We start from the raw sequence: 25,460 nt of genomic DNA, 5'->3' as shown, positions 1-25,460 counted from the left end.
GCCCGGCGGTCATGCGAAACCGTCGGACGCCGCCCGGCTTACGAGCGCTTCCCCGCCTCGGCTTGCGCGCTCATCCGCGCCTTTTGTTCCTGCAACGCGGCCGTGAAGGCCGGGCTGAAGTCTTCCGCTTCGAGCAGCGGGCGGATCTCGATGTCGGAGTCGCCGGGCATCGGGTTCGGGCAGCGCTTCACCCATTCGACCGCTTCTTCCATCGATTTCACCTGCCACAGCCAGAAGCCGGCGACGAGTTCCTTCGTTTCGGCGAACGGGCCGTCGATGACGGTGCGGTCCTTGCCGGCGAAGTGCACGCGCTTGCCGCGCATGCTCGGGTGCAGCCCGTCGGCGGCGAGCAGGATGCCGGCCTGCGCCAGTTCTTCGTTGAACCGGCCCATCGCGCCGATCATTCCAGGGTCGGGCATCCGGCCGGATTCGGAATCGGCGGTGGCCTTGACGATTACCAGGACGCGCATGGTCGTTTCTCCTTCGGTGAATGGATGAGGGGCATGCCGGCCGTGCAACGCGGCCTTCCCGGGCTTGCAACGATACGACGGGCGGGCGGCGACGAAATCGACATCACGAAAAAAAATGTCCGTGCCGTTGAATCGCGGCGGATCGCCCGACGGCGGCGGCGACACCGCGACGTCGCGAACCATCAAGTGCGGGCCGGCGGGGCCCCCTAAAGTTCGCTTCAAGGCGGACGGCCAGCAGACCGGGCCGCCGCTCCTTCGACGAACGACAGAAACAGGAACCCCGCCCATGCAACCGATCTCCGTTGTGAAGAAGCAAGACATCGTCGCCGCCGACCGCTGGATGCAGCAACGGCCGGAACGCGCGCTTACGCTGCCGTCGCGCTATTTCTATGACGACGCGGTATTCGCGGCCGAGCGCGATCGCATTTTCATGTCGGCCTGGCATGTGATCGGACACACCTCGGAGCTGAGCACCCCGGGGCAATTCGTGATGACCGACGTGTTCGACCAGAGCGTGATCGCCGCGTGCGGCCGCGACGGCCAGGTCCATGCGTTCCACAACGTGTGCCAGCATCGCGGCAATCGCCTCGTGGAAGCGCGGCGCGGCGAGCAGAAGGGCCTGTTCCGCTGCGCGTACCACTCGTGGTGCTACGGCGCGGACGGCAGCCTGCGCGGCGCGCCGCGCACCGATCGCGTCGAAGATTTCGACCTCGCGGCTCACAACATCCCGAAGGTGCGCATCGAGGAACTCGGCGGCTTCTACTACTTCAATCTCGATCCCGATGCGCCGTCGATGCGCGACCTGTTCCCCGGCGCCGACGCGGAGATGAAGCGCGTGTTCCCGAAGCTGGACGCATACCGGCTGATCGAGGAGAAGGACGTGATCGTGCCGGCGAACTGGAAGGTCATCATGGACAACTCGATCGAGGGCTATCACTTCTCGCTGTCGGGCCCGCATCACGTCGAACTGGCCGGCCTGATCGATTTCGCCGGCTACCGGCTCACGCAGCACGACAAGTGGTGGACCTACATCGCGCCGGCCAACCGCGACGCGACCGCCGCCTACGGCGTACCGCTCGGCGACAAGAATCCCGACGAGTGCTTCTTCAACATCGGCATCTGGCCGCACAACACGTTCTACACGTTCCCGTACTCGGAGTTCCTCGCGACGTTCCTGATCATCCCGCTGGAACCGGAGAAGACGCTGCTGCGCTTCGGCTACTACTCGACGCACGACGCGGTGCCCGCGGTGACCAAGGCGTGCATGGACTGGATGAACACCGATCTCGGCCCGGAAGACATCCGCCTGAACATCTCGGTGCAGAAGGGGCTGCATTCGGTGGGCTACAACCAGGGCCGCTACGTGATCGATGCGCAGCGCAGCAACGAAAGCGAGCACCTGGTGCACCACTTCCATACGCTCGTGCACGACGGCATCCACGGCGCGTAGCCGGCGGGGGAGCGCCGCTCCCCGTGCCGCTTCCCGCGCTCGGGCGGCGATGCCGCTCCGCGCACTCGTCTTCCATGATCTCGATCAACTGCATGCATGCGATGAAGAAACCACTGGGAATCGACGCCGTGCGTCGCGACTACGACTACGTGATCGTCGGCGCGGGATCGGCCGGCTGCGTGCTGGCCAACCGGCTCGGGCAGGACCCGGGCGTGCGGGTATTGCTGCTCGAGGCCGGGCCGACGAATCGGCACTGGTCGATCGACATGCCTTCCGCGATGGGCATCGTGGTGGGCGGCAACCGCTTCAACTGGCAGTATCAATCGGAGCCCGAACCGTTCCTGAACCGGCGGCGCATCGCGACGCCGCGCGGGCGCGTGCTGGGCGGATCGTCGTCGATCAACGGGATGGTCTATATCCGCGGTCACGCCCGCGACTACGACGGCTGGTCCGAGCAGGGCTGCACCGGCTGGAGCTATCGCGAAGTGTTGCCGTATTTCATCCGCGCCGAGCGGCACGAGCTCGGCGCGGACCCCTATCACGGCGACAGCGGCCATCTGCACGTCACGGCGGGCCGGACCGACACGCCGCTCGCCAGTGCGTTCATCGCGTCCGGTGTCGATGCGGGCTATGCGCACACCGACGACGTGAACGGCTATCGCCAGGAAGGCTTCGGCCGCGTCGATCGCACGACGTGGGGCGGGTCGCGCTGGAGTACCGCGCGCGGCTATCTCGCGGAGGCGCTCGGGCGCGGCAACGTCACGGTCGTGACCGGCGCGCTCGTGCTGCGCGTGCTGTTCGACGGCCAGCGCGCGACCGGCATCGAGTACGCGTGCGACGGCGAGACGCGGCAGGTTCGCGCGAGCGCCGAAGTGCTGCTGTGCGGTGGCGCGATCAATACGCCGCAGTTGCTGCTGCTGTCCGGCATCGGGCCGGCGAACGAGCTGGAAGGCCTCGGCGTGCGTGCGCGACACGACCTGCCGGGCGTCGGGCGCCGGCTGTCCGATCATCCGGATACGGTGGTGCAGTATCTGTGCCGCAAACCCGTCTCGATCTACCCGTGGACGGTCGCCCCGCGCAAATGGTGGACCGGCGCGAAATGGTTCGCGAACCGCGCCGGAATTGCCGCGAGCAACCATTTCGAGGCGGGGGCGTTCATCCGCTCGCGCGCGGGCGTCGAGCATCCGGACCTGCAACTGACCTTCATGCCGCTCGCCGTGCAGCCGGGCAGCGTCGAGAGCGTGCGCGCGCACGCGTTCCAGGTGCACATCGACCTGATGCGTCCGACGAGCCTCGGCGCGGTGACGCTGGCGTCCGGCGACGCGCGCATCCCGCCGCGGATCCTGTTCAACTACCTGAAGACGGAGCGCGATCGGGCCGACATGCGCGCGGGCGTGCGGCTCGTCAGGGAGATCCTCGCGCAGCCGTCGTTCCGCGAGCTGTGCGGCGACGAACTGTCGCCCGGCGCGGGCAAGACCGACGATGCCGCGCTCGACGCGTGGGCGCGCGACATCACCGAAACGGGCTATCACGCGGCGGGCACCTGCAAGATGGGCCCGGCGGACGATCCGGAGGCGGTGGTCGGCCCCGACCTGCGCGTGCATGGCATCGAACGGCTGCGCGTGATCGACGCATCGGTGATGCCGACGATCGTCAGCGGCAATACCAACGCGCCGACCGTGATGATCGGCGAGAAAGGCAGCGATCTCGTGCTGGGGCGCACGCCGCTGCCGCCGTCGGCGGCGCCGGTCTGGGCGCAGCCCGACTGGCGCACCTGCCAGCGGTGAGCGCGATGGCACCGATCATCCCGTTCCCGCCCGGCGATCGCATCGCCGCAGTCGTGGTCGAGGCGGCCATGCTGACGCCCGAGATCCGCGGCATCGTGCTGGCGGCAGCCGACGGTGCGGCGCTGCCCCCCGCCGACCCCGGCGCACATGTCGAAGTCCGCCTGCCGGACGGCATCGTGCGTCATTACTCGATCGTCGAACGTGCGGCCGACGGTTCGACTTACCGGATCGCGGTGCTGCGCGAGCCACGCTCGCGCGGCGGCTCCGCGTATCTCGTCGAACGGCTCGCGCCGGGCGATGCGCTCGACGTGAGCCCGCCCAGGAATCACTTCGCGCTCGACGAGCACGCGAGCGAGTACGTGCTGATCGCGGGCGGGATCGGCATCACGCCGATTCTGCCGATGGCGCGGCGGCTCGATGCGCTCGGCAAGTCGTTCACGCTGCTGTACCTGGCGCGCTCGCGCGAGCGCATGGCGCTGCGCGACGCGATCGAACGCGGCCCGCTGCGGGAGAACACCCGCCTGCATTGCAGCGAACAGCACGGCGAAGCGGACCTGCGCACGCTGTTGGGCGTGCCGCGCGCCGGCGCACAGGTGTATGTGTGCGGGCCGGGCCGCCTGATCGACGGCGTGCTCGAAGCGGCGCGTGACTGGCCGGCCGGCGCGGTGCGCTTCGAGCGGTTCGGCGGCGCCGCGCCGCCGCGCGAGCAGGACGCGGACGCGCAGGCATTCGAAGTGGAACTGGCCCGCACCGGCCGCCGCGTCGCGGTGCCGGCGGGCCGGTCGATCCTCGACGTGCTGCGCGACGAGCGGATCGCCGTCGATTCGGTGTGCGGCGAAGGCGTGTGCGGCACCTGCGCGGTCACGCTGCTCGATGGCGAAGCAGAGCACCGCGACTGCCTGCAGACGGACGCCGAACGGCGTGCGAACAACCTGATCTACATCTGCGTGTCGCGCGCGAAATCGTCCCGTCTCGTTCTGGATATTTAGTCATCCTCTAATTTGTCAGGAGAAACCACGATGAACGTCAGAAACACGCTCGGATGCATCGCACTGGCTGCCACCTGCACGGGACACGCCGCCGCACAGGAAGCGGCGACCTGCCGCGCGGTGCGGTTTGCCGATATCGGCTGGACCGATATTGCCGCGACGACCGCGCTCGCGTCGACCGTGCTGTCGAGCCTCGGCTACCAGCCGACCAAGACGATGGCCTCGATTCCGATCGCGCTGGCCGGGCTCAAGGCGCGTCAGATCGACGTCTACCTCGGGGACTGGCGGCCGTCGATGGACGCCACGAGCGCGCCGTTCGTGAAGAGCGGGGCCGTGAAGGTGCTGGACCGGCCGAATCTCGTCGGCGCGAAGTACACGCTCGCGGTGCCGGCCTACGCGTACGACGCCGGGCTGCGTTCGTTCGACGACATCGCGAAGTTCGCCGACCGGCTGCAATACCGGATCTACGGGATCGAGCCGGGGAACGACGGCAACGAACTGATCCACAAGGCGATCGCGGGCAACCAGTTCGGCCTCGGCAAGTTCAAGCTGGTCGAATCGAGCGAGGCAGGCATGCTGGTCGAGGTACGGCGCGCGATCCGCGATCATGCGTGGGTCGTTTTTCTCGGCTGGGAGCCGCATCCGATGAACCTCGACTTCAACCTGCGCTACCTCGCCGGGGGCGACAACCTGTTCGGCCCGAACTACGGGGAGGCGAAGGTCTATACGATGACGTCCCCCGATTATGCGGCGCGCTGCCCGAACGTCGCGCGGCTGGTTGCCAACCTGCAGTTCACGACCGACATGGAGAATCAGGTGATGAAGGCGATCGCCGGCGGCAAGCAGCCGGAGGTTGCAGCGAAGGCGTGGCTGCAGCAGCATCCCGACGTACTGAAGGGCTGGCTGGCCGGGGTCAGGACGGTCGACGGCCGCGATCCGCAGGCGGCCGTCCAGGCCGCGCTGAATCTGCACTGAACTGGCTGGGCGCAGCGGCCGCCGCCATACCGGCGGCGGCGTGAGCGCTGTGCTCCCGCGGGCCGGGGCGCGGTATCCTTGCCTCGGTCCTTTCCAGGAGAAACGACGATGAGCCACAACCGCACCGGCCGGCTGGCCGGGAAAGTCGCCGTGGTGACGGGTGCCGCGAGCGGAATCGGCAGGAGCATCGCGCTGCGATTCGCGAACGAAGGCGCCAGCGTGGTCGCGACGACGAGCCGCAACACCGCGCAACTCGACGAGACCTGCCGCCTGGCACGCGACGGGGTCATCGTCGCCAGGCAGGCCGATGCCGGATCGGCGGAGCAGGTCGAGGCGCTGATCGACTTCGTGGAGCACCGGTTCGGCCGGCTCGACGTCATGTGCAACAACGCGGGCGTGATTCGCGAGGCCCTGCTCGTCGACACCACCGAAGCGGACTGGGATGCCGTCTTGGACGTCAACCTCAAGGGCGTGTTCCTCGGCTGCAAGTACGCGATTCCGGCGATGATCCGCGCCGGCGGCGGGTCGATCGTCAATATCGGCTCCACGAGCAGCTTCGTCGGCGAACCGCTTCATGCGGCCTATTGCGCATCGAAGGGCGGGGTGCTGATGCTGACCCGCTGCGCGGCGATCGAGCACGCGAAGGATCGCATCCGCGCCAATGCCGTCTGTCCGGGCTGGATCGATACCCCGATGAATACGCCGTTCATCGACGCGCTCGGCGGGCGCGGCGCGATGGACGCGCTGCTCGGCGAGGTTCAGCCGCTGGGGATGGGGACACCCGAGCAGGTCGCGGACGTCGCGCTGTTCCTGGCCTCGGACGAAAGCAGTTTCGTCACCGGGACGTCGATCCTCGTGGATGGCGGCTTGACTGCGCGGTAGCGCGCGTGGCGGCGAGCGCGGTGTCGTGTTGAAGCAAGTTGCGCTGCGCGGCTGCCCGGCACGTCGGCAATGCACGCGTTCGCACGGACGGCGCAGCCCTGCCGGGCCGCGCTGTCCGGCGGCTACCACGCGTACGACGGTGCTTCCTCGTCGAGAATGGCCCGGAGTTCCGCCAGATGCTGCTCCGCGAACCCCGCATAGTCGTCGCGCCACTGCAGCATGGTTTTACGCGCGACGGCGTCGGTCGCGAACCGCAGCGGCTGGCCGGTTTGCAGCGCGGTCACATACGTCTGGCACGCTCGCTCGAAGTAGTACAGGTCGTCGAACGCCTGCGCGACCGACGAGGCGGCGACGATTACGCCGTGCTGGCCCATCAGCAGCACGGGTTTGTCGCCGAGCGCGTCGGCGACGCGGCACGCCTCGTCGCCGAGCCCCATGCCGTCGAAGCCGGTGTCGATCGCGACCCGCTCGAAGAAGCGCATGCAGTTCTGGTCGAGCGGCGGGAGCGAGGGCTGCGCGAGGCACGACAGCACGGTCGCGTACGTCGAATGCACGTGCAGCACGCAGCGCGCGCGCCGGTGGCGCTTGTGGATTTCCGAGTGAAGCGCCCACGCGGTGAGGTCGGGCGCGTTGTCGCGCCGGATCGTCTCCGGGTCGTCGGCGTTCACGAGCAGCAGTTCGCTCGCACGGATCCGCGAGAAATGGCGCCCACGCGGATTGATCAGAAATTGCCGGTTGTCGTCGGAGACGGCGGCGCTGAAATGGTTGGCGATCGATTCGTGCATGCCGAGGCGCGCGGTCCAGCGGAGCGCGCAGGCGAGGTCCGCGCGGGTCGCGCGATGCGTCTGGTCGGGTTGCGTGGCGGTAAGCATGTCGGACTCCCGTTGCGAGGAGGATCAGAACCAGCGTTGCGGGCTGGCTTCGAAGTTGAGGTACGCGTGCTTGAGTTCCGTGTATTCGTCGAGGCCGCTGCGCGACAGTTCGCGGCCGATGCCACTGGCCTTGTAGCCGCCCCACGGCGCGCCCGGCAGCGTGACGTTGTAGTCGTTGATCCAGACCGTCGCCGCCCGCAGCCGGCGCATGACCCGGTTCGCCCGCGCGAAGTCGCGGGTCCAGACGGCGCCCGCGAGCCCGAACGGCGTGTCGTTGGCCAGGGCCACGGCTTCGTCTTCGCTGTCGAACGCCTCGACGGTCAGCACCGGGCCGAAGACTTCCTCGCGCGCGATCGCCATCGTCGTCCGGACGTCCGCGATCAGCGTCGGTTCGACCCAGAAGCCGGTCGCGAACGCGTCGCCGGCCGGGACGCGGCCGCCGCACACGACGCGCGCGCCGTCGCGGGCGGCCTCGCCGATCAGCGCGAGCACGCGGTCGCGCTGCTGCGCGGAAATCACCGGGCCCATCCGGGTGGCATCGTCGTCACCGCGACCGACGCGGATGGCCGCGATGCGCGCGGCGAGTGCATCGACGAACGCATCGTGCAGCGTGCGTTCGACCAGCAGGCGCGAGCCTGCCGAGCACATCTGGCCGGCATTGAAGAAGGCCGCGTTCAGCGCGTAATCGAGCGCGGTGTCGAAATCGGCGTCGGCGAACACGAGGTTCGGATTCTTGCCGCCGAGCTCCAGCGACACGCGCTTGAAATTGCCCGCGGCCGCGCGCATCACGCTGGCGCCGGCCGCGTTGCTGCCGGTCAGGGAAATCAGGTCGACTTGCGGGCTCGCCGCGAGCGCGTCGCCCACGTCGGCGCCGCCCGTCACGAGATTGACGACCCCACGGGGCAGGCCCGCGTCATGCGCGAGTTCCACGAGCCGATGCGTCGACAGCGGCGTCAGCGACGCGGGCTTGACGACGACCGTATTGCCGGCCACCAGCGCCGGGGCGAGCTTCCATGCCGCCTGCAGCAGCGGGTAGTTCCACGGCGTGACGAGACCGCAGACGCCGACCGGTTCGCGCAGCGTGACGCTGAGCACGTGCGGCTTCGCCGCATTCATGCTGCCCGTCTCGGTGGCCGCGAGGCTCGCGAAGTAGTCGAATGCCGCCGCGGCGTCGTGCACGTCGGACGACGATTCGGCGAGTGTCTTGCCGGTGTTCGCGGTTTCGATGCGGGCGAGTGCGGACGCTTCGTCACGCAGCGCGTTCGCGAGGCGGCGCAGACAGGCCGCCCGTGCTTCGGCGGGCAGGTGCGGCCACTCGCCCGCGTCGAAGGAAGCGCGCGCCGCGCGAATCGCGTGCCCGGCGTCGACGGCCGAGCCGTAGGCGACCCGTGCGATCGTTTCGCCGGTGGCAGGATCGACGATGGTGCGCTGTCCGCCTGCGGCGGCGGGTTGCCAGGCGCCGTCGATGTAGAGCTGTTTGATGTGCATGTGCTGGTTCCACGGAGTCGGAAGATCGGCGTGCCCCGCCCGTGCGGGGCGGAACGCGAGCTGAATATAAGATTGCCCCGAGCCGCTCGCTTGATCGAATGCGACGGCGCGCGACGCACTTGCACGGCCATGACGGGCCGGTCCGGCCGATTCGGACGGTATGAAACGGGGCGACGGAAAGCCGGCACAAAGCGACATGGCGATGTCGCTTTTCATCAAGTTCCGGCCCGTCGCGCGCGGCAGAGTAGTGGTTCGCGAGGGTCGCGGGAGTGTGCCCGCGAACCTCGCTCAATCGGCCGGCCTGCCCGGCCCGGATCGGTATCGCGATGACTTCACGGAACATGCAAGCGGCGGCGGCAACCGCGCCGCATCGGGTGGGGCTGCTGGTGATGCCCCAGTTCTCGCATCTCGGGCTCGCACTCGTGATCGAGGCCATGTCGCTCGCCAACTGGCTGGCCCAGCGCGTGTGTTACGAGTGGACCGTCCTGTCGGTCGACGGCGAACCCGTGGATGCCACGAACGGCATGTGGACGCCGACACGGCCGATCGGTGATGCCCGCGGCGGGTTCACGACGATCTTCGTGATCGCGAGTTTCGACGCGCAGCGGCACGCGAAGCATCGCGGCGTGAAGACCTGGCTGCAGAACCAGATGGCCTTCGGCACGCAGATCGGCGGCATCGAGACGGGCACCGAACTGCTGGCGGCGGCCGGCTTGCTGCAGGGTCATCCGTCGGCCGTGCACTGGGACAATGTCGAAGGCTTCCAGGAGGCTTATCCGAAGGTCGGCGCCACCACGCGGCTCTACACGATCGAGCCGCGCGTCATCACCTGCGCGGGCGGCACGGCGATCATCGACATGATGCTCGAATGGATCGGCCGGGCGGAGGGCGTCGAGCTCGCCCGGGAGATCGCCCGTCACTTGCTGCATGTGAAGCTGCGCGGCGCGGACGCGCTGCAGCTCGCGGAGGGCGAGGCCGCGCCGGCCTCGACGAGCACGACGGTGGCGAAGGCGGTCAGGCTGATGCGCGAGTCGATGGCGGAGCCGATGTCGTGCGAATCGCTTGCACAGGCGGTCGGGCTGTCGAAGCGGCAGCTCGAGCGTCACTTCAAGCGGCATATGGCGACCGCGCCATTGCAGTACTACCTGAGCCTGAGGGTGGCGACGGCGCATCAGTTGCTGCAGCAGACGGAGCTGAGCGTATCGCAGGTGGCCGCGGCGACGGGCTTTGAATCGATCGAGCATTTTTCGCGCGTGTACAAGTCGCGGTTCGGATGCCCGCCGAGCCGCGACCGGTCGCAATCGTGGGCGGCGCCGGTGATGCGTCACCGGGCGCCGGCGGCCTGACGCGTGTGCTGCCGGGCGGCGGCCGTTCCGGCGGCGCGCGGGATTGGGGCGCAAACGCCGTTCCGGGGCCACGGCCAAAGCTGGTATGCTGATCGCACCACGTTCACGCGGGAGGGTGCCATGGCAGCCAAGGAAGTCTCGAAGAAAAAGTACTTGAAGATCCTGAACAAACGCCTGCGCGCCGAGCCGGATGCCCCGGCCGGCGCGTCGTTCGCTTTCTACCCGCTGGGTGCGAAGGCGAAGCAGGCGACGGGCGTCGCGTCCAGCGAGCCGCGCAGCAAGCGCGAACTCGCGAAGATGGCCGCGATCCAGCGCAAGGCGGCGGAAGAGTTCGTCGTCACCGGCGCCTAGGCCGCGCCATCGTCGTTTGCGCGGCCGCCTGGCGGGCGCGCAAGCGGCTTTTCCTGTCGATCCCGATTCGATGCCGCGCGGGCGAACCGGCCCGCGCGCGGTGGTTTTTGCCGCCTCTTTTCCCGCTACGCGGCCGCCGCGTCGCAATGCGCGATCGCGCCGGCGAGCACGCGCGGGATATCGTGCGTGATGGCCGGGCCGTGCATCGGCAGGATGACGTCGAGATCGAGCGCCTCGATCCGGCGCAGCGCACTCGCCAGGTGGGCGAGCGACGGCAGGTAGTCCGAGCGCCGAATCGAATCGAGGATCGCCGGCAGCGGGTCGTCCGTCGCTTCGTCGCCGAAGCGCATCAGGATGTCCGACGACAGCAGCGCCTTGTACGCCGGCAGATACACGACCAGCGCATCCCACTGATGGACATGCTTCGTGAAGATCGGCACGACGTCGATGCCGGAAATCGTCGTCGGCTCGCCGTCCTTCAGCGGCTTCGCGCGCACCCCGAAGATATCGGCCAGCCCGTGCGTGCAGATCGGATGCGCATACGCGACGAGCGCCGGATTGGCCGCGAGGAAATCGGGCAGGGCGCCCATCTCGTCGACTTCGAAATGCGGGACGATCACGCTGCTCACCATCGACGGCGTGATGCCGACGGTCGCGAGGCTCGCGGTCAGTTGCGGAAAGTTGGAACGCGTGCCCGTTTCGATGCAGACGACGTCGCCGTTCGGCGAGCGGACGAAGAACTGGCTGAAGCCGAGCTTCAGCTTGTCGATATAGGTCGTTGCGCGAAACAGGCCGCTGCGGATTTCTTCGATACGGGCGTGGTCCATCGATGCGATCCTTGCGCGGGCAGTGGGGGCGGCTCACCGCGCGTCGCGCGATCGCCGCGATGCACCAGGGGCGCGCGACACGGAGCCTCGACGCAGTCTAGCAGCGTCGGTCCACGCGCGAATCCTGTCAGTTCACGCAGCAGCCGGGCACGGCGCTGAGCGCCGTCCCGGCCGTCAGGAACCCCCGGGCTGACCCGGCGCTCAGGACAGCTTGTCCGCCGCCGCCGTGTACCGGCCGCCGCCACCTGCTTCGTCGCCTGCCGCCAGTTGCTCCAGCGCGAGCCCTTTCGTTTCGATCCCGAGCGTCCACACGGCGATCGCCGCCGCGACGAACGACAGCGCGCCGAGCGTGAACACGCCGCCCTGGCCGAACACCGGCAGCACGACGCCGACCACGTAAGGCCCGATCAGCGAGCCGACGCGCCCGATCGCCGACGCGAAGCCCGAGCCCGTCGCGCGCGCGCCGGTGCCGTACAGCTCGGGCGTGTACGTGTACAGCGCGGCCCACATCCCGAACAGGAAGAACTGCATCGCGAGGCCCGTGACGATCAGCAGCGTCGTGCTGCCGCCGTACAGCGCGCTCTGGCCGTACGCATAGGCCATCACGCCGCCGCCGAGCAGCGACGCGATGCAGGTCGGCTTGCGCCCCCAGCGTTCGACGAGCCACGCGGCGCACAGGAAGCCCGGCACGCCGCCGAGCGAGATCAGCACCGTATAGAACACCGATTTCGTGACCTCGAAGCCGGCCTGCTGCAGCAGTGCGCCGAGCCACGACGTGAGGCCGTAGAAGCCGAGCAGCGCGAAGAACCACAGCAGCCACACCATCACCGTGCGGCGGCGGTACACGCCGCTCCAGATTTCGCGCAGCGCGCCGTGGCCGCGCGCGACGACCGGCTCGGCGAGCCGCGACGGCGGCGGCAGCGTCGTCACGCCGGCCGAGCGCATCACCTTCGCCTCGATCGTGTGCATCACCGTGTCGGCTTCCGCGTGCCGGCCCGCATGCTCGAGCCAGCGCGGCGATTCCGGCACGATGCGGCGCACGACGAGCACGAACACGGCGGGAATCGCGAGCAGCGCGAACACCGTGCGCCAGCCGAACTGCGGCAGCACGAAGTACGCGACGATACCGGCCGTGATGAAGCCGAGCGGCCAGAAACCGTCCATCAGCGCGATCAGGCGGCCGCGCTTCTCGGTCGGCACGAATTCGGACAGCAGCGTCTGCGCGACCGGGAACTCCATCCCCATCCCGATCCCGAGCAGCACGCGGTAGACGATCAGCGCGTCGACGCTCTGCGCGGTCGAGCACAGGTAGGAGGCCGCGCCCCACAGCACCATGCTCCACTGGAACACGGGCCGGCGGCCGAAGCGGTCGGCGAGCAGGCCGGCGACGGCCGCGCCGAGCACCATCCCGAAGAAGCTCGCGCTCGCGACGAGGCCGGCGGCCGCGGTCGACAGCCCGAACTCCTTGCGGATCGAGCCGAGCACGAACGTCATCGTGCCGAGGTCGACCGAGTCGAAGAAGAACGCGATCGCGATGATGAAGAAGATCCGCTTGTGATAGCCGGAGAACGGCAGGCGTTCGAGCCGGGCGGCGGCGGAGGCGGGAGCGGTGGCGGCGGGCATGGCGTCCTCTGAAATGAAAAGGGGCCTCGCAGCGCATGCTCCAGGGCCCCGATGCTTCGGTATTCAGTAGACGCGACCACAAACTGCCGCATCAGAGGAAAAGCGCCGCCTGCTTGCTCAAATGCGTCATCGGCGGCGGCGCGGGGTGAGGCCGTCGTGCGTCAATTCTTCAGCTTGTAGCCGGTGCGGAACATCCACGCGACGATCGCCAGCAGGATCACGAGGAACAGCGACGTCGCGCCGAGGCTGACGCCCACGTGCACGTCGGCGATCCCGTAGAACGACCAGCGGAAGCCACTGACCAGGTAGACGATCGGGTTGAACAGCGTGACGATGCGCCACGCGGGCGGCAGCATGTCGACCGAATAGAAGCTGCCGCCGAGGAACGTGAGCGGCGTGATGATCAGCAGCGGCACGAGCTGCAGCTTCTCGAAGCTGTCGGCCCAGATGCCGATCACGAAGCCGAACAGGCTGAACGTGACCGCCGTCAGCACGAGGAACAGCACCATCCAGAACGGATGCAGGATGTGCAGCGGCACGAACAGGCCGGCCGTCGCGAGGATGATCACGCCGAGCAGGATCGACTTCGACGCGGCCGCGCCCACGTACGCGATCACGATCTCCCAGTACGACACGGGTGCGGAGAGGATCTCGTAGATCGTGCCCGTGAAGCGCGGGAAGTAGATGCCGAACGACGCGTTCGAGATGCTCTGCGACAGCAGCGACAGCATCACGAGGCCCGGCACGATGAACGAGCCGTAGCCGATGCCGTTCACGTCGCTGATGCGCGAGCCGATCGCCGAGCCGAACACGACGAAATACAGCGACGTCGAGATCACCGGCGCGATGATGCTCTGCATCAGCGTGCGGCGCGTGCGGGCCATTTCTGCGCGGTAGATCGCGCGGATTCCATGCAGGTTCATGCGTCAGGCTCCTTGCTGCACGCCGTTGCGGCGGTTGTCGATCAGGCTGACGAAGATGTCTTCGAGCGAGCTCTGCGTCGTGTGCAGGTCGCGGAAGCCGATGCCGGCCGAGCCGAGCGCGTTGATCAGTTTCGCGATGCTCGCGTCGTCGCGCTGCGAGTCGTACGTGTAGACGAGCGCGGCGCCATCGTCCGCGCGTTCGAGCCCGAACGGCGCGAGCGCGGTCGGCACGTCGGCGAGCGGGTGTTCGAGCTGCACGGTGAGCTGCTTCTTGCCGAGCTTGCGCATCAGCTCGTGCTTTTCCTCGACGAGCACGAGCTCGCCGCCGAGGATGATGCCGATCCGGTCGGCCATTTCTTCGGCTTCCTCGATGTAGTGCGTGGTCAGCAGGATCGTCACGCCGCTCTCGCGCAGCGAATCGACGAGCTTCCACATGTCGCGGCGCAGCTCGACGTCGACGCCGGCGGTCGGTTCGTCGAGGAACAGGATGCGCGGCTCGTGCGACAGCGCCTTCGCGATCATCACGCGGCGCTTCATGCCGCCCGACAGCGTCATCAGCTTGTTGTCGCGCTTGTCCCACAGCGACAGCGCCTTCAGCGTCTTCTCGATATGGGCGGGATCGGGCGCCTTGCCGAACAGGCCGCGGCTGAACGACACGGTCGCCCAGACGGTCTCGAACGCGTCGGTCGTCAGTTCCTGCGGCACGAGGCCGATCATTTCGCGGGCCGCACGGTATTGATCGCGGATGTCGTGGCCGCCGACCGTCACGCGGCCTTCGGTCGGCGTGACGATGCCGCAGATCGAGCCGATCAGCGTCGTCTTGCCGGCGCCGTTCGGCCCGAGCAGCGCGAAGATCTCGCCGGGGCGGATGTCGAGGGTCACGTGCTTCAGCGCCTGGAAGCCGGACGCGTAAGTCTTGGAGAGGTCGGAGACGGAAAGGATCGGTTGCATGCTCACGGATGGCATGGCCGGCCGGCGCGACGGGGTGCGCCGCGCGTGCCCGGCGCCGCCGCCGCTGCGAAGCGGCCGGGACCGGGGACGGCATGGCGAACGGGCGTCATGTCGAACGGCGTTGTGGTGCGGGATCGCGGGATCGCCATATTAGCAATCGGTAGATGGAAATGCATTCTCGTGGAAAGGGCGTGCGTTGCCGGTGTCGGATTTGCGCGAATTGACCGCGCATCGATTAATAACGCAGTGCTTTATTTGCGATGCATGAACAATTTGCCCCGTTTTTGGCGAACCGGGCAGCGATTGCATTCCCGCGCGCCGGCGGCGCGGCCGGCCGGCCGACTGTGCCGCCCGAACGCCGTCACGCCGTACCGGGACGGCATGCGTGGCGCTCGCGATAATGCGTTCCTTTCATCGTTCATGGAGCGGGGCGCATGTCTTTGATCGACTTCAAATCCGTGGCGGCTGCGCAGGCCATCGCATGGAAATCCACGATCGTCGGCGAGGTCGGGCCGGCCAGGATCAAGGTGCTGCGCATGGATGCGCAGGCTTACGAAGCGGAAGTGCACGACTACAACGAGGGGCTGCTGGTGCTCGACGGCCGGATGATGCTCGAGGTCGCGGGCGAGACGGTCGTGGTCGAGGCCGGGCAGATGTACCTAGCGCTTGCCGGCACCCTTCACGCGGTGCTGCCGGGCAGCCACGGCACGCTCGCGATTATCGACGTGTAAGGTTGCGCCGCAGCATCGATACGGCCCGTCGCGGGCCGGCCGGCAAGGCCGGGCGCGGGTTGGCCGTCGTTGTTCAAACGCGCGTTGGATGGGCCGTGTATTTGTCTGAGCAAATAAATCGAAGGCTGTTTGAAAAACTGTCAAATCCCCTGCACGCGCTAGGATTGCGCGGTTTCGGTCGTTTGGAACTCTGCATCCATTTACTTGTGGGTATCGTCCGATCATAGTTTCCACAAACGACGCATCACGATAACGAATCAAGCGTACGTACGGAGACCAATACATGAGACGCGTATCCGCGGGGCCAGTCGGACTGCCGTTTCCCGTTTTTTCGCTGAATGCAGGCGCGATGCAGATCGCGTCCCTGCGTTGTCATTTCGCCGTGTAGCGGCGAACCACTTCCCGTTTCGATCGTTCCGACGGCGCCGTGCCGCATGACGGCGCCGCGGGAGCGCGCTTGTCTGCCGCGGCGTGTGCCGCATGTGCCATGCATGGCATCGCGGCCGCCTTGCGCACACCGTCATGCGCCGCGCGTTCGTGCGGCGGCGCGATACCAACCGGCGGGCCATGCAGCCTGTCCGGACGAGACTTGTCGTACCTGAAAAGGAGGGGTTGATGATTTGCATTCCTAAGTGGCGGAAAGCGATCCTGTCATGCGCGGTCGTCGTTGTGCCGTTCGTCGCCGGTTGCGGCGGCGGCGACGATCCGGGGCCGATCACCGTGCCGCAGTGCTCGGGGAGCGCATGCGGGCCGAGCGGTGCTGAAACGACGCCGCCTGTCGTGACGAAGCTGTGTCCGGACGCGCTCGATTACACGACGACCTACACGGGCGGCGCGGGCAGCGGCGAGTACGTGAAGGTGAAATTCGATACGACGAAGCTCACCTATCAGATGCAGTTCCTCGAATCGTCGGTGCCGACGTCGGCAGGGCAGGTCAACAATACCCGCGCGGGCCTGACGATCAGCGGGTCGTTCCATCATCCGACCACGCTCCCGACCGCCGAGCAGAACCGCTGCGCGTTCGTGCTCGACAACGGCGCGACGAGCAACGGTGCGTATGCGGTGACGATCAACCGTGCCGATCCGCCGATGCTGTTCGTCGGCAATGGCGTGGTGGGTGGCGGGATTCCGGGGGCGACGATTGCGTACAAGGGTATCGACCTCGGGGCCCCCACGCCCATCGGCTACGTGCCGTCGCGGACGTTCGATTTCTATCCGTTCATCGGCTTCATCGAAACGGAAACCGACTTTTCGAAGGTCGCGGGCAATTACAACGAGGTCGGCATCCATCTGTCACCGCTCGGCGGGGGCGGGCAGAGCACGCCGGGGCCAATCGGCTGGGAGCCGGACGTCGTCAACTGGAACCAGACGCTCAATGCGGACGGTTCATGCACGATCACGCAAGGCAGCGACTACTCGTGCCAGACGACCGGGACCCCCTGGGCGCTGCGCAAGAATGCGGACGGGTCGGCCGACAACGTGTTCGTGAGCAACGGGCTGCCGAATGCGTTTGGCGTGGTCTCGTATCCGATCGCGGGGCAGGGGTCGTCGCTCATCCTCCTTGCGTCGAGCCAGGCCAAAGGCATCATGATCGTCGGCAAGCTGAACGGGGTGCGGATACCGGTCGTGATTCGTGTCGGCTACACGTATGTCGATCCGGCCAATCCGCTCGCGTCGGTCGCCGATGCCGAAGTCGGGATCTCGATGCTGTCGTCGGCCACCGCGATTGCCGCCAATTCGCTGAAGGGCGGTTACATCGGCGCGACCAGTGCATCCGCATGCGGCCTCGTGACGTCTCCCGGCACGGCGAGCTTCATCCCGTCGCCAGGCCCGAGCTTCAATCCGAACGTGCCGCACCCGGATCTGCCTGGCCAGTTCGTCAATGGCACGTTCCTGACGGAAGCAGGAACCTGTAACGACGGCACTGCCGTGTCGACGATGGCCGCGAACTATACGTCCACGCTGTTCCAGGGCAATACCGCGGCGTTCATCGACCCGCAGACGTCGTCGGTGACCTCGCAGTTCGCGCTCGACTATACGCAGGCCACGCCCGGCAGGATCAAGGTCACGGCCACGCAGGACTTCAACGCGAAGGGCGCGAACGGCAACGTGGCGATCTTCAGCAAGGGCGACACGGGCTGGCTCGTGACGGCCGGCAATGTCTACGCGATGGTCGTCAACAACAACAAGGTCAACCCGTTCTTTACGGTCGGCGCGTTCGTCCAGTAACGCTGCATTGAACAGGTAACACCGGCGGCGCATGCGTCGCCGCCGGCGAATCGAATTTCAAGAGGATTCCTATGAATTTGAAACAATGGATGGCCGCGGCGTCGCTCGCGCCCGTGCTGGCCGCGTGCGGCGGCGACGGCGACCCGCCGCCCGCGCCGGTGGTCCGGCTGTGCCCGCAGACGATCGACTACAACACGGTGTTCATCGGTGGGTCGGGGTCGGGTGAGCTCGTGAAGGTGCAGCTCGACACGACGAAGATGACGTACCGGATGACCTACCTCGCATCGCCGGTGCCCACCGCCGCGGGCACCGTGCAGCCGACGCGCGACACGGCGCCCGCCAATGTGGTCGACGGCACGCTGGCCGACGAAACGGGGCTGCCGACGGTGAAGCTGAACCAGTGCACGTTCCGGATGCAGAACGCGAGCCTCGACCCGAGCCGGCCGGCGCGGCTGTTCCTCGGCGAAGGCGTGCTGGGCGGCGCGATCCCCGGTGCGACGATCCAGTTCGACGGCGTGATCGGCGTCGGCAAGATCCCGAAGACGACGTTCCCGTACTACCCGTTCATCAGCTTTTCGTCGCTGGAAACCGACCTGACGAAGATTGCCGGCAAGTACAACCAGCTCGGCTATCACCAGGTGCCGTCGCAGAACTTCCAGCCGGTGGCGCTCGACCAGCAGGTGACGATCAACGCGGACGGCAGCTACGTCGAGACCGACAACTTCGGCAAGAAGAACGGCGGGCAGCCGCTTGCGTCGAGCGCGACCGTGAACCAGCCGTTCACGTTGCGGCCCGATGCGCCGGCGTTCCAGTCGCTCAACTACCTGCCGCAGATTCCGCCGACGCTCGCGGCGGTCGATCCGGCGAAGGCCGGCAAGGGGATCCTGATCGTCGGCAAGCTGCGCAACCAGCTCGTGCCGATCTTCATCCGCACGGGTGCGGCCAACGCGGACCTCACGCAAGGCCCGCCGAGCGCGGACGACGAATCGGGCATCTCGTTCCTGAGCCCGCAGACAGCGATCGCGCAAGGCTCGCAGGACGGCGAGTACACGGGCGTCGACAGCGCGTTCAACTACCGCGCGACCGCGCTCATCGGCGCGCAGGCCACGCTGCTCGACCCGTTCAACGCGTCGCAGGCCGCGCTGACGCGCGCGCTGAACCTCGACTACACGCAGAAGGTGCCGGGCGTCGTGACGACCGTGCATGCGGACGCGGCGTCGGGGCCGGCAACCGGCAAGTTCGTGTTCACGGGCGGCGTGTTCGGGTTCCTCGACATGGTCGATACGAGCAACCCGTACTTCACGGTCGGCGCGTTCGTGCAGTGACCGCGTGTGGATGGAGACACGGCGGCGCCGCGCGCGGATGCGCGGCGCCCCGACAGAATGAGGGGGAGACTTCATGAAGAAGCTGATTGTCGCGGGTGTCGTCGCAGGCGTGTCGACGCTCGCATCGGCCCAGCAGGCGGGCGACAACGTCGCGACGCTGGGCTGGCTGCACATCATGCCGCAGGATTCGACCAACGGGCTGACGACGAATCTCGCGAGCATGCCGATCAACGGGCCGCTGCGCCTGCCCGGTTCGTTCACGTCGCCGGGCACGAGCCTGACGGTCAACAACGCCGATACCGTCGGCCTCACGCTCACGCACTTCTTCACCGACCACATCGCGGTCACGTCGGTGCTCGGCGTGCCGCCCGAGTTCACGCTGACCGGCCACGGCGTGATCAAGCCGCCGGGCCCGGCCGGCGCGCTCGGCAACGTCGACATGGACAAGACGGCGAACCAGCCGGCCGTGAAGAACGCGCGGCAGTGGAGCCCGACGGTCATCCTGCAGTACTACTTCAACTCGCCGACGGCGCGGTTCCGCCCGTTCGTCGGGATCGGCGTGGCCTACAGCTGGTTCAGCAACATCGAACTGAACGGCAACTTCGCGAAGGACATCAACGAGAACCTCGGCAGCGTGCTCGCGGCCGGCGCCGGCAAGCCCGGAGCGACGTCGGTGGAGGGCAAGGCGTCGTCGTCGTTCACGCCGGTCTACAACGTCGGCGCGAGCTATGCGATCGACAAGCACTGGGGCGTAACGGCGACGCTGACCTACATGCCGCTGAAGACCTACTCGTCGCTGGTGATCAAGGCGGCCGACGGCTCGACACTCGCTACCACGCGCACGCGGTTGAAGGCCGATCCGCTGATCACGTTCGTCGGGATTTCCTACAAGTTTTGAGCCGTCCGGCGCGCACGAGGCGCGCTGGCGGTTTCCTGCGACCGGCTGGCCGGACCCTTCCGGCCGGGCGATCGCGTTCCTGGCGGCGTGCCGCCATTTGTGAAGAGAGGGGGCAGTTCAAATGAGCATTCGCAAAATCGTGTCGCTTGTTGCTGCAGTGGCTTTCACCGCGGTTTCCGCCGCGCCTGCTTTCGCAGTCACCGTGACGCGGGCCGATGGCCAGGCGATGAACCCGAACGGCGAGCCGTTCTCGGCGACCGGGCTCACGAACCTCAGCAAGGGATCGATCAGTGCAGCCTGTAACGCGACCTTCAACGGCACGATCACGTCGACCGGCATCGTCAACATCACGTCGACGACGTTCTCGGGCGGCGCGACGTGCGGGCTGATCAACGGCAGCGCGAGCAGCGCGTCGCCGTGGACGGGGCAGGCCGACAGCACGACGCAGTTGACGATCAATAACGTCAAGGTGAACGTCACGCTGCTCGGCGCCTGTGGGCCGAGCAAGGTAGTAACGGCGTGGAGCGATACGAACTCGTCGCTGACGTTCAACAGCGCCGTGCTGACGCCGGATTGCACGGTCGGCGGTACGGTGCTGACGTCGCCGAAGTTCCACGTGCAGTAAGCGTCGCGGATCGAAGCGGGTGCCCGCCGCGCACGAGGGCCGTGCGGTATGTGCGGCGGGTTTCCGTGGTTTCGATGGGTTCGTGCCGTCGCGTGTATCGGCGCGGCGGCCGGTTCATTCGGCAGAGCGGTCTCGTTTCTCGCGTAAGGCCGCCACATATCAAGAGAGAGGGCCGTACAGATGAAAATTCGTCAAATCGCATCGCTTGTTGCTGCAGTGGTGTTCACTGCGATTTCGGCTGCGCCTGCTTTTGCGGTGACGGTGTCGCGCGCGGATGGGCAGCCGATGAATCCGAACGGTGAGCCGTTTTCGGCGACGGGGCTCACGAACCTCAGCAAAAAGGCGATCGTCGCGAATTGCTCGGTGACGTTCAACGGAACGATTACGCCGGCGGGTATCGTCAATATCGCGTCGGTGCAGTTCAACGGGGGCAGCTTGTGTCGGCTGGTCAGCGCTAGCGCGAGCAGCGCTTCGCCATGGACAGGGCAGTTGGATAGCGCGACACAGCTTTCGATCAACAACGCGCAGGTGGACTTCATGGTGCTCGGAGTTTGCGAGTCGAGCAAGCTCGTGGCGGCATGGAACGATTCGAATTCGTCGCTCGCGTTCAACAATGCCGACTGGACACCCGACTGCAGGCTGACCGGCACGCTCATGGCGACGCCGAAGCTCCACGTGCAGTAAGAGCCTCGCGAATCGACACAGGTTCCCGTTGCGCACGAGGGCCGTGCGATATGTATGGCGGACTCCCCATTTCTCGTTGCATTCGTGTCGTCGCGCGTATCGGCGCGACGGCCGGCTGACCGCCCGTGTCGCGATCCGATCCGGGTGGACATGCAGGGATGGCGCGGCGTGCCGCGCTGTCCGATTCGATTGAAACAACACAATTCCAATTGGCCAGAACACTCCCGGAAGACCCATGCTTACCGATCCAGCAAAGTATGGAGATGCCCGCGGCGCGACGCCTGACCGGCTGCGCACGGCCGCGTGGTTGCAGTACCTGATCGAACGACTCGACGCTGCCGCTTGCGCAGCGATAACGGCTGACGCTGGCGACACGACCGTCGCCGAGTCACAGGCGATACGTATGCGGACAGGCGCGAATCTGTCTCGCGACGCAGCGGCCGTTCTTTACCGGCTCGCGCCGTGGATCGCATCGGACGGCGGTGCCTGCGCATGCGACCTGACCGACCCGTTCGGTGCGTGCTCGCATGTGCCTTCGATGCAGCAACTCGACGAAGCCGAACGCAGCTGCCCCGGTTCGCGCGCCGTGTTCGACACCGCGCACGGCGTGATCGACGCATGCGCATTCGATGACCCCGATGTCGGCTGGGCCGCACTCGAGCGGATTGCCGGCGGGGTCGAACGTAGCGGGGACGATGGCTGCGAACGCACCGCACCTGAAATAGGCGCGCAGGGCGACACGCCGCCTGCGAAGAACCTGAGAGACAGGCTGGCCGTCGTCGCGGCGGCGAGTGGGGAAACGTCGGCCATGCCTGGCGCCGTCATCGATGCGATCGTGCTGCGCGCGTGCGGGCCGCGCGACGATGCATCGCGCATCGACGAAATGGCTGCGCTCGCGACGTTCTCGGCCGTGCTCGCCGCCGGCAACGGGACCTCCGTTGCCGCGTATGGTGGTCAGCACAACCTCGTTGCACGGGCGATCCGCACGCATCGCGCCGATCTCGCGTCGGTGGACGGGCTGCTTGCGGCGCTCGCGGTGTGCAGGCTCGATCAACTCGTCGGTGGCGGCAGTTTCTGGGCTTGCTACCTGCTGGCGGGCATCGTGATCGCCGCCCCGGAGGCCGTGCGGGAAATCGGTGGCCGCTTTCATGGCGACGAGTGGCAGGCGTGGCTCGATCACGTGCTCGCCTGGCCGGCAGTCAGCCGCTTCGGGCCGAAGGAGGACGCCGCGTTCGAGCGCCTGCGCGGCGCAATGAGCCTGACGTCGCGATGGAATCCGATCGTCCGCGGGAAACGGATGGGGAAGCGGGCCGTTGTGACGCCCTGATTCGGCGAACACGGGGACAAGGCGGGCGGATGCACCGCCTTTACCGAAGCGATACGCAAGGATTCCAAACGACCTGCGCGCGAACCCCCTGGTTCGCGCCGAAATGCCGGGCCCCGTTCGCACGCGCGAACGGGCGTCAGGCGGCGGCACGCCACGACGTCATGCTGTCGGCGTCTACACGGGCCGCACGCCACGCCACGCCACGCCATCCTGACTGCCTGACCGACTGCGCATCACCCCGATCCGGGCGCCATCGACCGAACGCAGTATGATTCCGCAGACGATGCCGGCGATCGCGCCGCTGTACCCGCCCGCCCGCACCGCCGAAGATCTGCCAAGCTTGTTGTAAGCCGGACACGAACCGCCGCCGCGTGAGAGCGCCGCCGCGAACCCGTATCCGGGCCACCTTCATCGAAACGGTCAGTCAGATGTCAAAGCAAAACAAGAAGATTCTCCTCCTGAGCGTGAGCGCCGGCGCCGGCCATACCCGCGCGGCCGAAGCGATCCGCGCGTTCGCCGACCACCATCCCGCCGGCGTCGAAGCCACCCACCTGGACGTGATGGATTTCGTGTCCACCGGCTTCCGCAAGCTGTACACCGATCTCTACATCAAGCTCGTCAGCAGCCAGCCGGCGCTGTGGGGCTACCTGTACCAGAAGACCGACGAAGTCGATCCCGCCGCGCCATCGCAGAAGATCCGGCGCGCGATCGAGCGGCTCAATTGCCGGCCGCTGCTCGCGGAGATCGAACGTCAGCGTCCGGACGCGATCATCTGCACGCACTTCCTGCCGGCTGAACTGCTGTCGCGCGAGATTCGCAAGGGACGCGTCGATACGCCGGTGTGGGTGCAGGTCACCGATTTCGACCTGCACAGCATGTGGGTCGTGCCGAACATGCGCGGCTATTTCGCGGCCAACGACGAGATCGCATGGCGCATGCATGCGCGCGGCATGGCGCCTGACACGGTGCATGTCAGCGGCATCCCGATCATGCCGGCGTTCGGCCAGCCGCTCGATCGCGCGGCCTGCGCAGCCGAATTCGGCCTCGATCCCGCGCGCCCGACCTTCCTGATGATGTCCGGCGGCGCGGGCCTCGGCGGGCTCGACGTGCTGGCCGCGCGCCTGCTGGAGATGGATGCCGACTTCCAGCTGATCGCGCTGGCCGGCAAGAACCAGGCGATGCTGGCGTCGTTGCAGGCACTGGCCGCGCAGCATCCCGGCCGGCTGTTTCCGCAGGGCTTCACGCAGCAGGTGGAACGCCTGATGGCCTGCGCCGATCTCGTCATCACGAAACCGGGCGGCCTGACGACGTCCGAATGTCTCGCGATGCAGCTGCCGATGATCGTCAATTCGCCGATTCCGGGCCAGGAAGAGCGCAATGCGGATTTCCTGCTCGAACAGGGTGTCGCGCTGAAGGCGATCGACGACGATGCGCTCGTCTACCGGATCCGCGCGTTGCTGCAGACGCCGGAGCGTCTCGCCGACATGCGTCGCCGTCTCGCGCCGCTCGGGCGGCCGCTTGCCGGCCGCTTCGTGCTCGATCGCGTGCTGGGCCTGGAGCCCGCCGCATGAGCGTGGCCCGTTTCGTGCCCACGCGTCATACGCTGTTCGTCGTCGCGTGGGTCGTGCTGCTCGCGTTCTTCTTCGCGAACGTCGAGATCCAGATCGAAGGCAGCGCGGGCTGGGCCGCCAACCTGCCGACCTGGCGCATCGAGCATCACTGGCTGCTCGACATCTTCTGGGGCGGGCGGCCGATGACCGGCTACCACGCGTGGGTGTTCCCGTTCGTCGCGCTGTTCTTTCACTTGCCGCCCGTGTTCAACGGGCGGTGGTCGTGGCGCATCGAGGCGCGCATCGTCGCGTGCATCATGGTGTTCTGGCTGACCGAGGATTTCCTGTGGTTCGTGCTGAACCCGGCATACGGCCTGGCCCGTTTCAATCCGGCCAATGTGCGTTGGCATATCCACTGGCTCGGCGTGGCGCCGACCGACTACTGGACGATGAGCGCCGCCGCGATCGTGCTGTTCATTCTTTCACGCGAGCGCAAGCGCGCATTTTATTGAGCCGACATGAAACTCGCCATCATTGCCGCGATCGCCGTCACGCTTGCCGGGCTCGTTCAGCCGGCCTGCGCGGACCCGGCCTCCGAGGTGTCCGCCCGGCCGATCAAATGGGCGCAGAGCGTGACCGATGCGCATGTGAACAACCTGCATCGCATCACGCCGTCGCTGTATCGCAGCGCGCAGCTGTCGCGCAGCGACGTGCCGGAGTTGCAGAAGCTCGGGATCCGCAAGGTCATCAGCTTCCGTTCGTTTCACGCGGACGACAGCATCCTGGCCGGCACGCAGATCAAGATGCAACGCATCCGGATCAACACGTGGGACATCCGCGACGAAGACATGGTCACCGCGCTGAGGGCGCTGCGGACGGCCGACCAGGACGGCCCGGTGCTGATCCACTGCCAGCACGGCGCCGATCGTACCGGCCTGGTGTCGGCGTTGTACCGGGTGGTGTACCAGGGCTGGACACGCGAGCAGGCGCTCGATGAACTGCAGCATGGTGGGTATGGGTTCCATCCGATCTGGCAGAACATCACGAACTACCTGAAAAACGTCGACGTCGAGCGTTTGAAGCGCGAAGTGAACAGCGGCTGACGATCGCATGCAAAACGCCGCCGACAATGACTGTCGGCGGCGTTTCGTCGGCGC

General features: G+C 67.1%; 24 protein-coding genes. 17 read left to right on the top strand and 7 right to left on the bottom strand.

Annotated elements, in window-relative coordinates; genetic code table 11:
• Positions 1 to 38: 38 nt before the first annotated feature.
• Positions 39 to 470, bottom strand: a complete 432-nt coding sequence (locus tag LGN19_RS08715; RefSeq protein ID WP_122949606.1) for a YciI family protein — start codon at positions 468 to 470, stop codon at positions 39 to 41.
• Positions 471 to 756: 286 nt separating this feature from the next.
• On the opposite strand from LGN19_RS08715, the gene LGN19_RS08710 reads away from it, so the two are divergent.
• From LGN19_RS08710 to LGN19_RS08690, 5 genes are all read left to right on the top strand, one after another.
• The gene (locus tag LGN19_RS08710; RefSeq protein ID WP_122947891.1) at positions 757 to 1,920 is read left to right on the top strand and encodes an aromatic ring-hydroxylating oxygenase subunit alpha; all 1,164 of its coding nucleotides are present in this window, start codon (positions 757 to 759) and stop codon (positions 1,918 to 1,920) included.
• A gap of 101 nt (positions 1,921 to 2,021) precedes the next feature.
• Positions 2,022 to 3,707, top strand: coding sequence for a choline dehydrogenase (locus LGN19_RS08705; RefSeq protein ID WP_226213998.1), 1,686 nt, complete (start codon positions 2,022 to 2,024; stop codon positions 3,705 to 3,707).
• 5 nt (positions 3,708 to 3,712) lie between these two features.
• Positions 3,713 to 4,696 (top strand): PDR/VanB family oxidoreductase, encoded by a 984-nt coding sequence (locus LGN19_RS08700; RefSeq protein ID WP_226213997.1) that lies wholly within the window; start codon positions 3,713 to 3,715, stop codon positions 4,694 to 4,696.
• A 30-nt stretch (positions 4,697 to 4,726) separates the two neighbouring features.
• Complete coding sequence (locus LGN19_RS08695) at positions 4,727 to 5,671, top strand: choline ABC transporter substrate-binding protein (protein WP_226213996.1); 945 nt, start codon at positions 4,727 to 4,729, stop codon at positions 5,669 to 5,671.
• A 108-nt stretch (positions 5,672 to 5,779) separates the two neighbouring features.
• Positions 5,780 to 6,553 (top strand): SDR family oxidoreductase, encoded by a 774-nt coding sequence (locus LGN19_RS08690; RefSeq protein WP_174956062.1) that lies wholly within the window; start codon positions 5,780 to 5,782, stop codon positions 6,551 to 6,553.
• Between the two features lie 122 nt (positions 6,554 to 6,675).
• Here the strand turns inward: LGN19_RS08690 and LGN19_RS08685 are convergent, their stop codons facing one another.
• Positions 6,676 to 7,425, bottom strand: coding sequence for a class II aldolase and adducin N-terminal domain-containing protein (locus tag LGN19_RS08685; RefSeq protein ID WP_226213995.1), 750 nt, complete (start codon positions 7,423 to 7,425; stop codon positions 6,676 to 6,678).
• Positions 7,426 to 7,449: 24 nt separating this feature from the next.
• The gene (locus tag LGN19_RS08680; RefSeq protein WP_226213994.1) at positions 7,450 to 9,129 is read right to left on the bottom strand and encodes an aldehyde dehydrogenase family protein; all 1,680 of its coding nucleotides are present in this window, start codon (positions 9,127 to 9,129) and stop codon (positions 7,450 to 7,452) included.
• Positions 9,130 to 9,239: 110 nt separating this feature from the next.
• On the opposite strand from LGN19_RS08680, the gene LGN19_RS08675 reads away from it, so the two are divergent.
• Both LGN19_RS08675 and LGN19_RS08670 read left to right on the top strand, forming a co-directional pair.
• Positions 9,240 to 10,259: a GlxA family transcriptional regulator gene (locus tag LGN19_RS08675; RefSeq protein WP_226213993.1), complete on the top strand. Its 1,020-nt coding sequence runs from the start codon at positions 9,240 to 9,242 to the stop codon at positions 10,257 to 10,259.
• Positions 10,260 to 10,379: 120 nt separating this feature from the next.
• Entirely contained in the window at positions 10,380 to 10,610 is a 231-nt protein-coding gene (locus LGN19_RS08670; RefSeq protein ID WP_041493471.1) for a hypothetical protein, read from the top strand.
• A gap of 125 nt (positions 10,611 to 10,735) precedes the next feature.
• Here LGN19_RS08670 and LGN19_RS08665 read toward each other — a convergent pair whose 3' ends face one another.
• From LGN19_RS08665 to LGN19_RS08650, 4 genes are all read right to left on the bottom strand, one after another.
• Positions 10,736 to 11,437, bottom strand: coding sequence for an MBL fold metallo-hydrolase (locus tag LGN19_RS08665; protein ID WP_174956061.1), 702 nt, complete (start codon positions 11,435 to 11,437; stop codon positions 10,736 to 10,738).
• Between the two features lie 201 nt (positions 11,438 to 11,638).
• Positions 11,639 to 13,060 (bottom strand): MFS transporter, encoded by a 1,422-nt coding sequence (locus LGN19_RS08660; RefSeq protein WP_226213992.1) that lies wholly within the window; start codon positions 13,058 to 13,060, stop codon positions 11,639 to 11,641.
• A gap of 161 nt (positions 13,061 to 13,221) precedes the next feature.
• Entirely contained in the window at positions 13,222 to 13,983 is a 762-nt protein-coding gene (locus tag LGN19_RS08655) for an ABC transporter permease (protein WP_122947883.1), read from the bottom strand.
• A 3-nt stretch (positions 13,984 to 13,986) separates the two neighbouring features.
• Positions 13,987 to 14,934: an ABC transporter ATP-binding protein gene (locus LGN19_RS08650; protein WP_226213991.1), complete on the bottom strand. Its 948-nt coding sequence runs from the start codon at positions 14,932 to 14,934 to the stop codon at positions 13,987 to 13,989.
• Between the two features lie 434 nt (positions 14,935 to 15,368).
• Between LGN19_RS08650 and LGN19_RS08645 the strand changes: the two genes are divergently transcribed.
• The 10 genes from LGN19_RS08645 (at position 15,369) to LGN19_RS08600 (ending at position 25,406) form a co-directional block, all read left to right on the top strand.
• The gene (locus tag LGN19_RS08645) at positions 15,369 to 15,665 is read left to right on the top strand and encodes a cupin domain-containing protein (protein ID WP_226213990.1); all 297 of its coding nucleotides are present in this window, start codon (positions 15,369 to 15,371) and stop codon (positions 15,663 to 15,665) included.
• Between the two features lie 615 nt (positions 15,666 to 16,280).
• Entirely contained in the window at positions 16,281 to 17,894 is a 1,614-nt protein-coding gene (locus LGN19_RS08640; protein ID WP_226213989.1) for a DUF2957 domain-containing protein, read from the top strand.
• Positions 17,895 to 17,965: 71 nt separating this feature from the next.
• A complete protein-coding gene (locus LGN19_RS08635) occupies positions 17,966 to 19,219 on the top strand; it encodes a DUF2957 domain-containing protein (RefSeq protein ID WP_226213988.1) in 1,254 nt (417 codons plus the stop codon).
• A gap of 73 nt (positions 19,220 to 19,292) precedes the next feature.
• Entirely contained in the window at positions 19,293 to 20,117 is an 825-nt protein-coding gene (locus LGN19_RS08630) for an OmpW/AlkL family protein (RefSeq protein ID WP_089448240.1), read from the top strand.
• Between the two features lie 121 nt (positions 20,118 to 20,238).
• Positions 20,239 to 20,742, top strand: coding sequence for an activator protein (locus LGN19_RS08625; protein ID WP_122947879.1), 504 nt, complete (start codon positions 20,239 to 20,241; stop codon positions 20,740 to 20,742).
• A 180-nt stretch (positions 20,743 to 20,922) separates the two neighbouring features.
• Positions 20,923 to 21,426, top strand: coding sequence for an activator protein (locus tag LGN19_RS08620; RefSeq protein WP_122947878.1), 504 nt, complete (start codon positions 20,923 to 20,925; stop codon positions 21,424 to 21,426).
• 235 nt (positions 21,427 to 21,661) lie between these two features.
• Positions 21,662 to 22,753, top strand: a complete 1,092-nt coding sequence (locus tag LGN19_RS08615) for a hypothetical protein (protein ID WP_226213987.1) — start codon at positions 21,662 to 21,664, stop codon at positions 22,751 to 22,753.
• 428 nt (positions 22,754 to 23,181) lie between these two features.
• Positions 23,182 to 24,324 (top strand): MGDG synthase family glycosyltransferase, encoded by a 1,143-nt coding sequence (locus tag LGN19_RS08610; protein WP_226213986.1) that lies wholly within the window; start codon positions 23,182 to 23,184, stop codon positions 24,322 to 24,324.
• A complete protein-coding gene (locus LGN19_RS08605) occupies positions 24,321 to 24,815 on the top strand; it encodes a hypothetical protein (protein ID WP_226213985.1) in 495 nt (164 codons plus the stop codon). The genes LGN19_RS08610 and LGN19_RS08605 overlap by 4 nt, the downstream gene beginning before the upstream one ends.
• 6 nt (positions 24,816 to 24,821) lie before the next feature.
• Positions 24,822 to 25,406, top strand: coding sequence for a dual specificity protein phosphatase family protein (locus LGN19_RS08600; RefSeq protein WP_226213984.1), 585 nt, complete (start codon positions 24,822 to 24,824; stop codon positions 25,404 to 25,406).
• Positions 25,407 to 25,460: the final 54 nt, after the last annotated feature.

Origin of the sequence: Burkholderia sp. AU30198 (assembly GCF_020419825.1) — a bacterium.
In the GTDB taxonomy this organism is placed as follows: domain Bacteria; phylum Pseudomonadota; class Gammaproteobacteria; order Burkholderiales; family Burkholderiaceae; genus Burkholderia.
The sequence above is the reverse complement of the archived record's forward strand: the minus strand, read 5'-3'. Positions and strand labels throughout refer to the sequence as shown.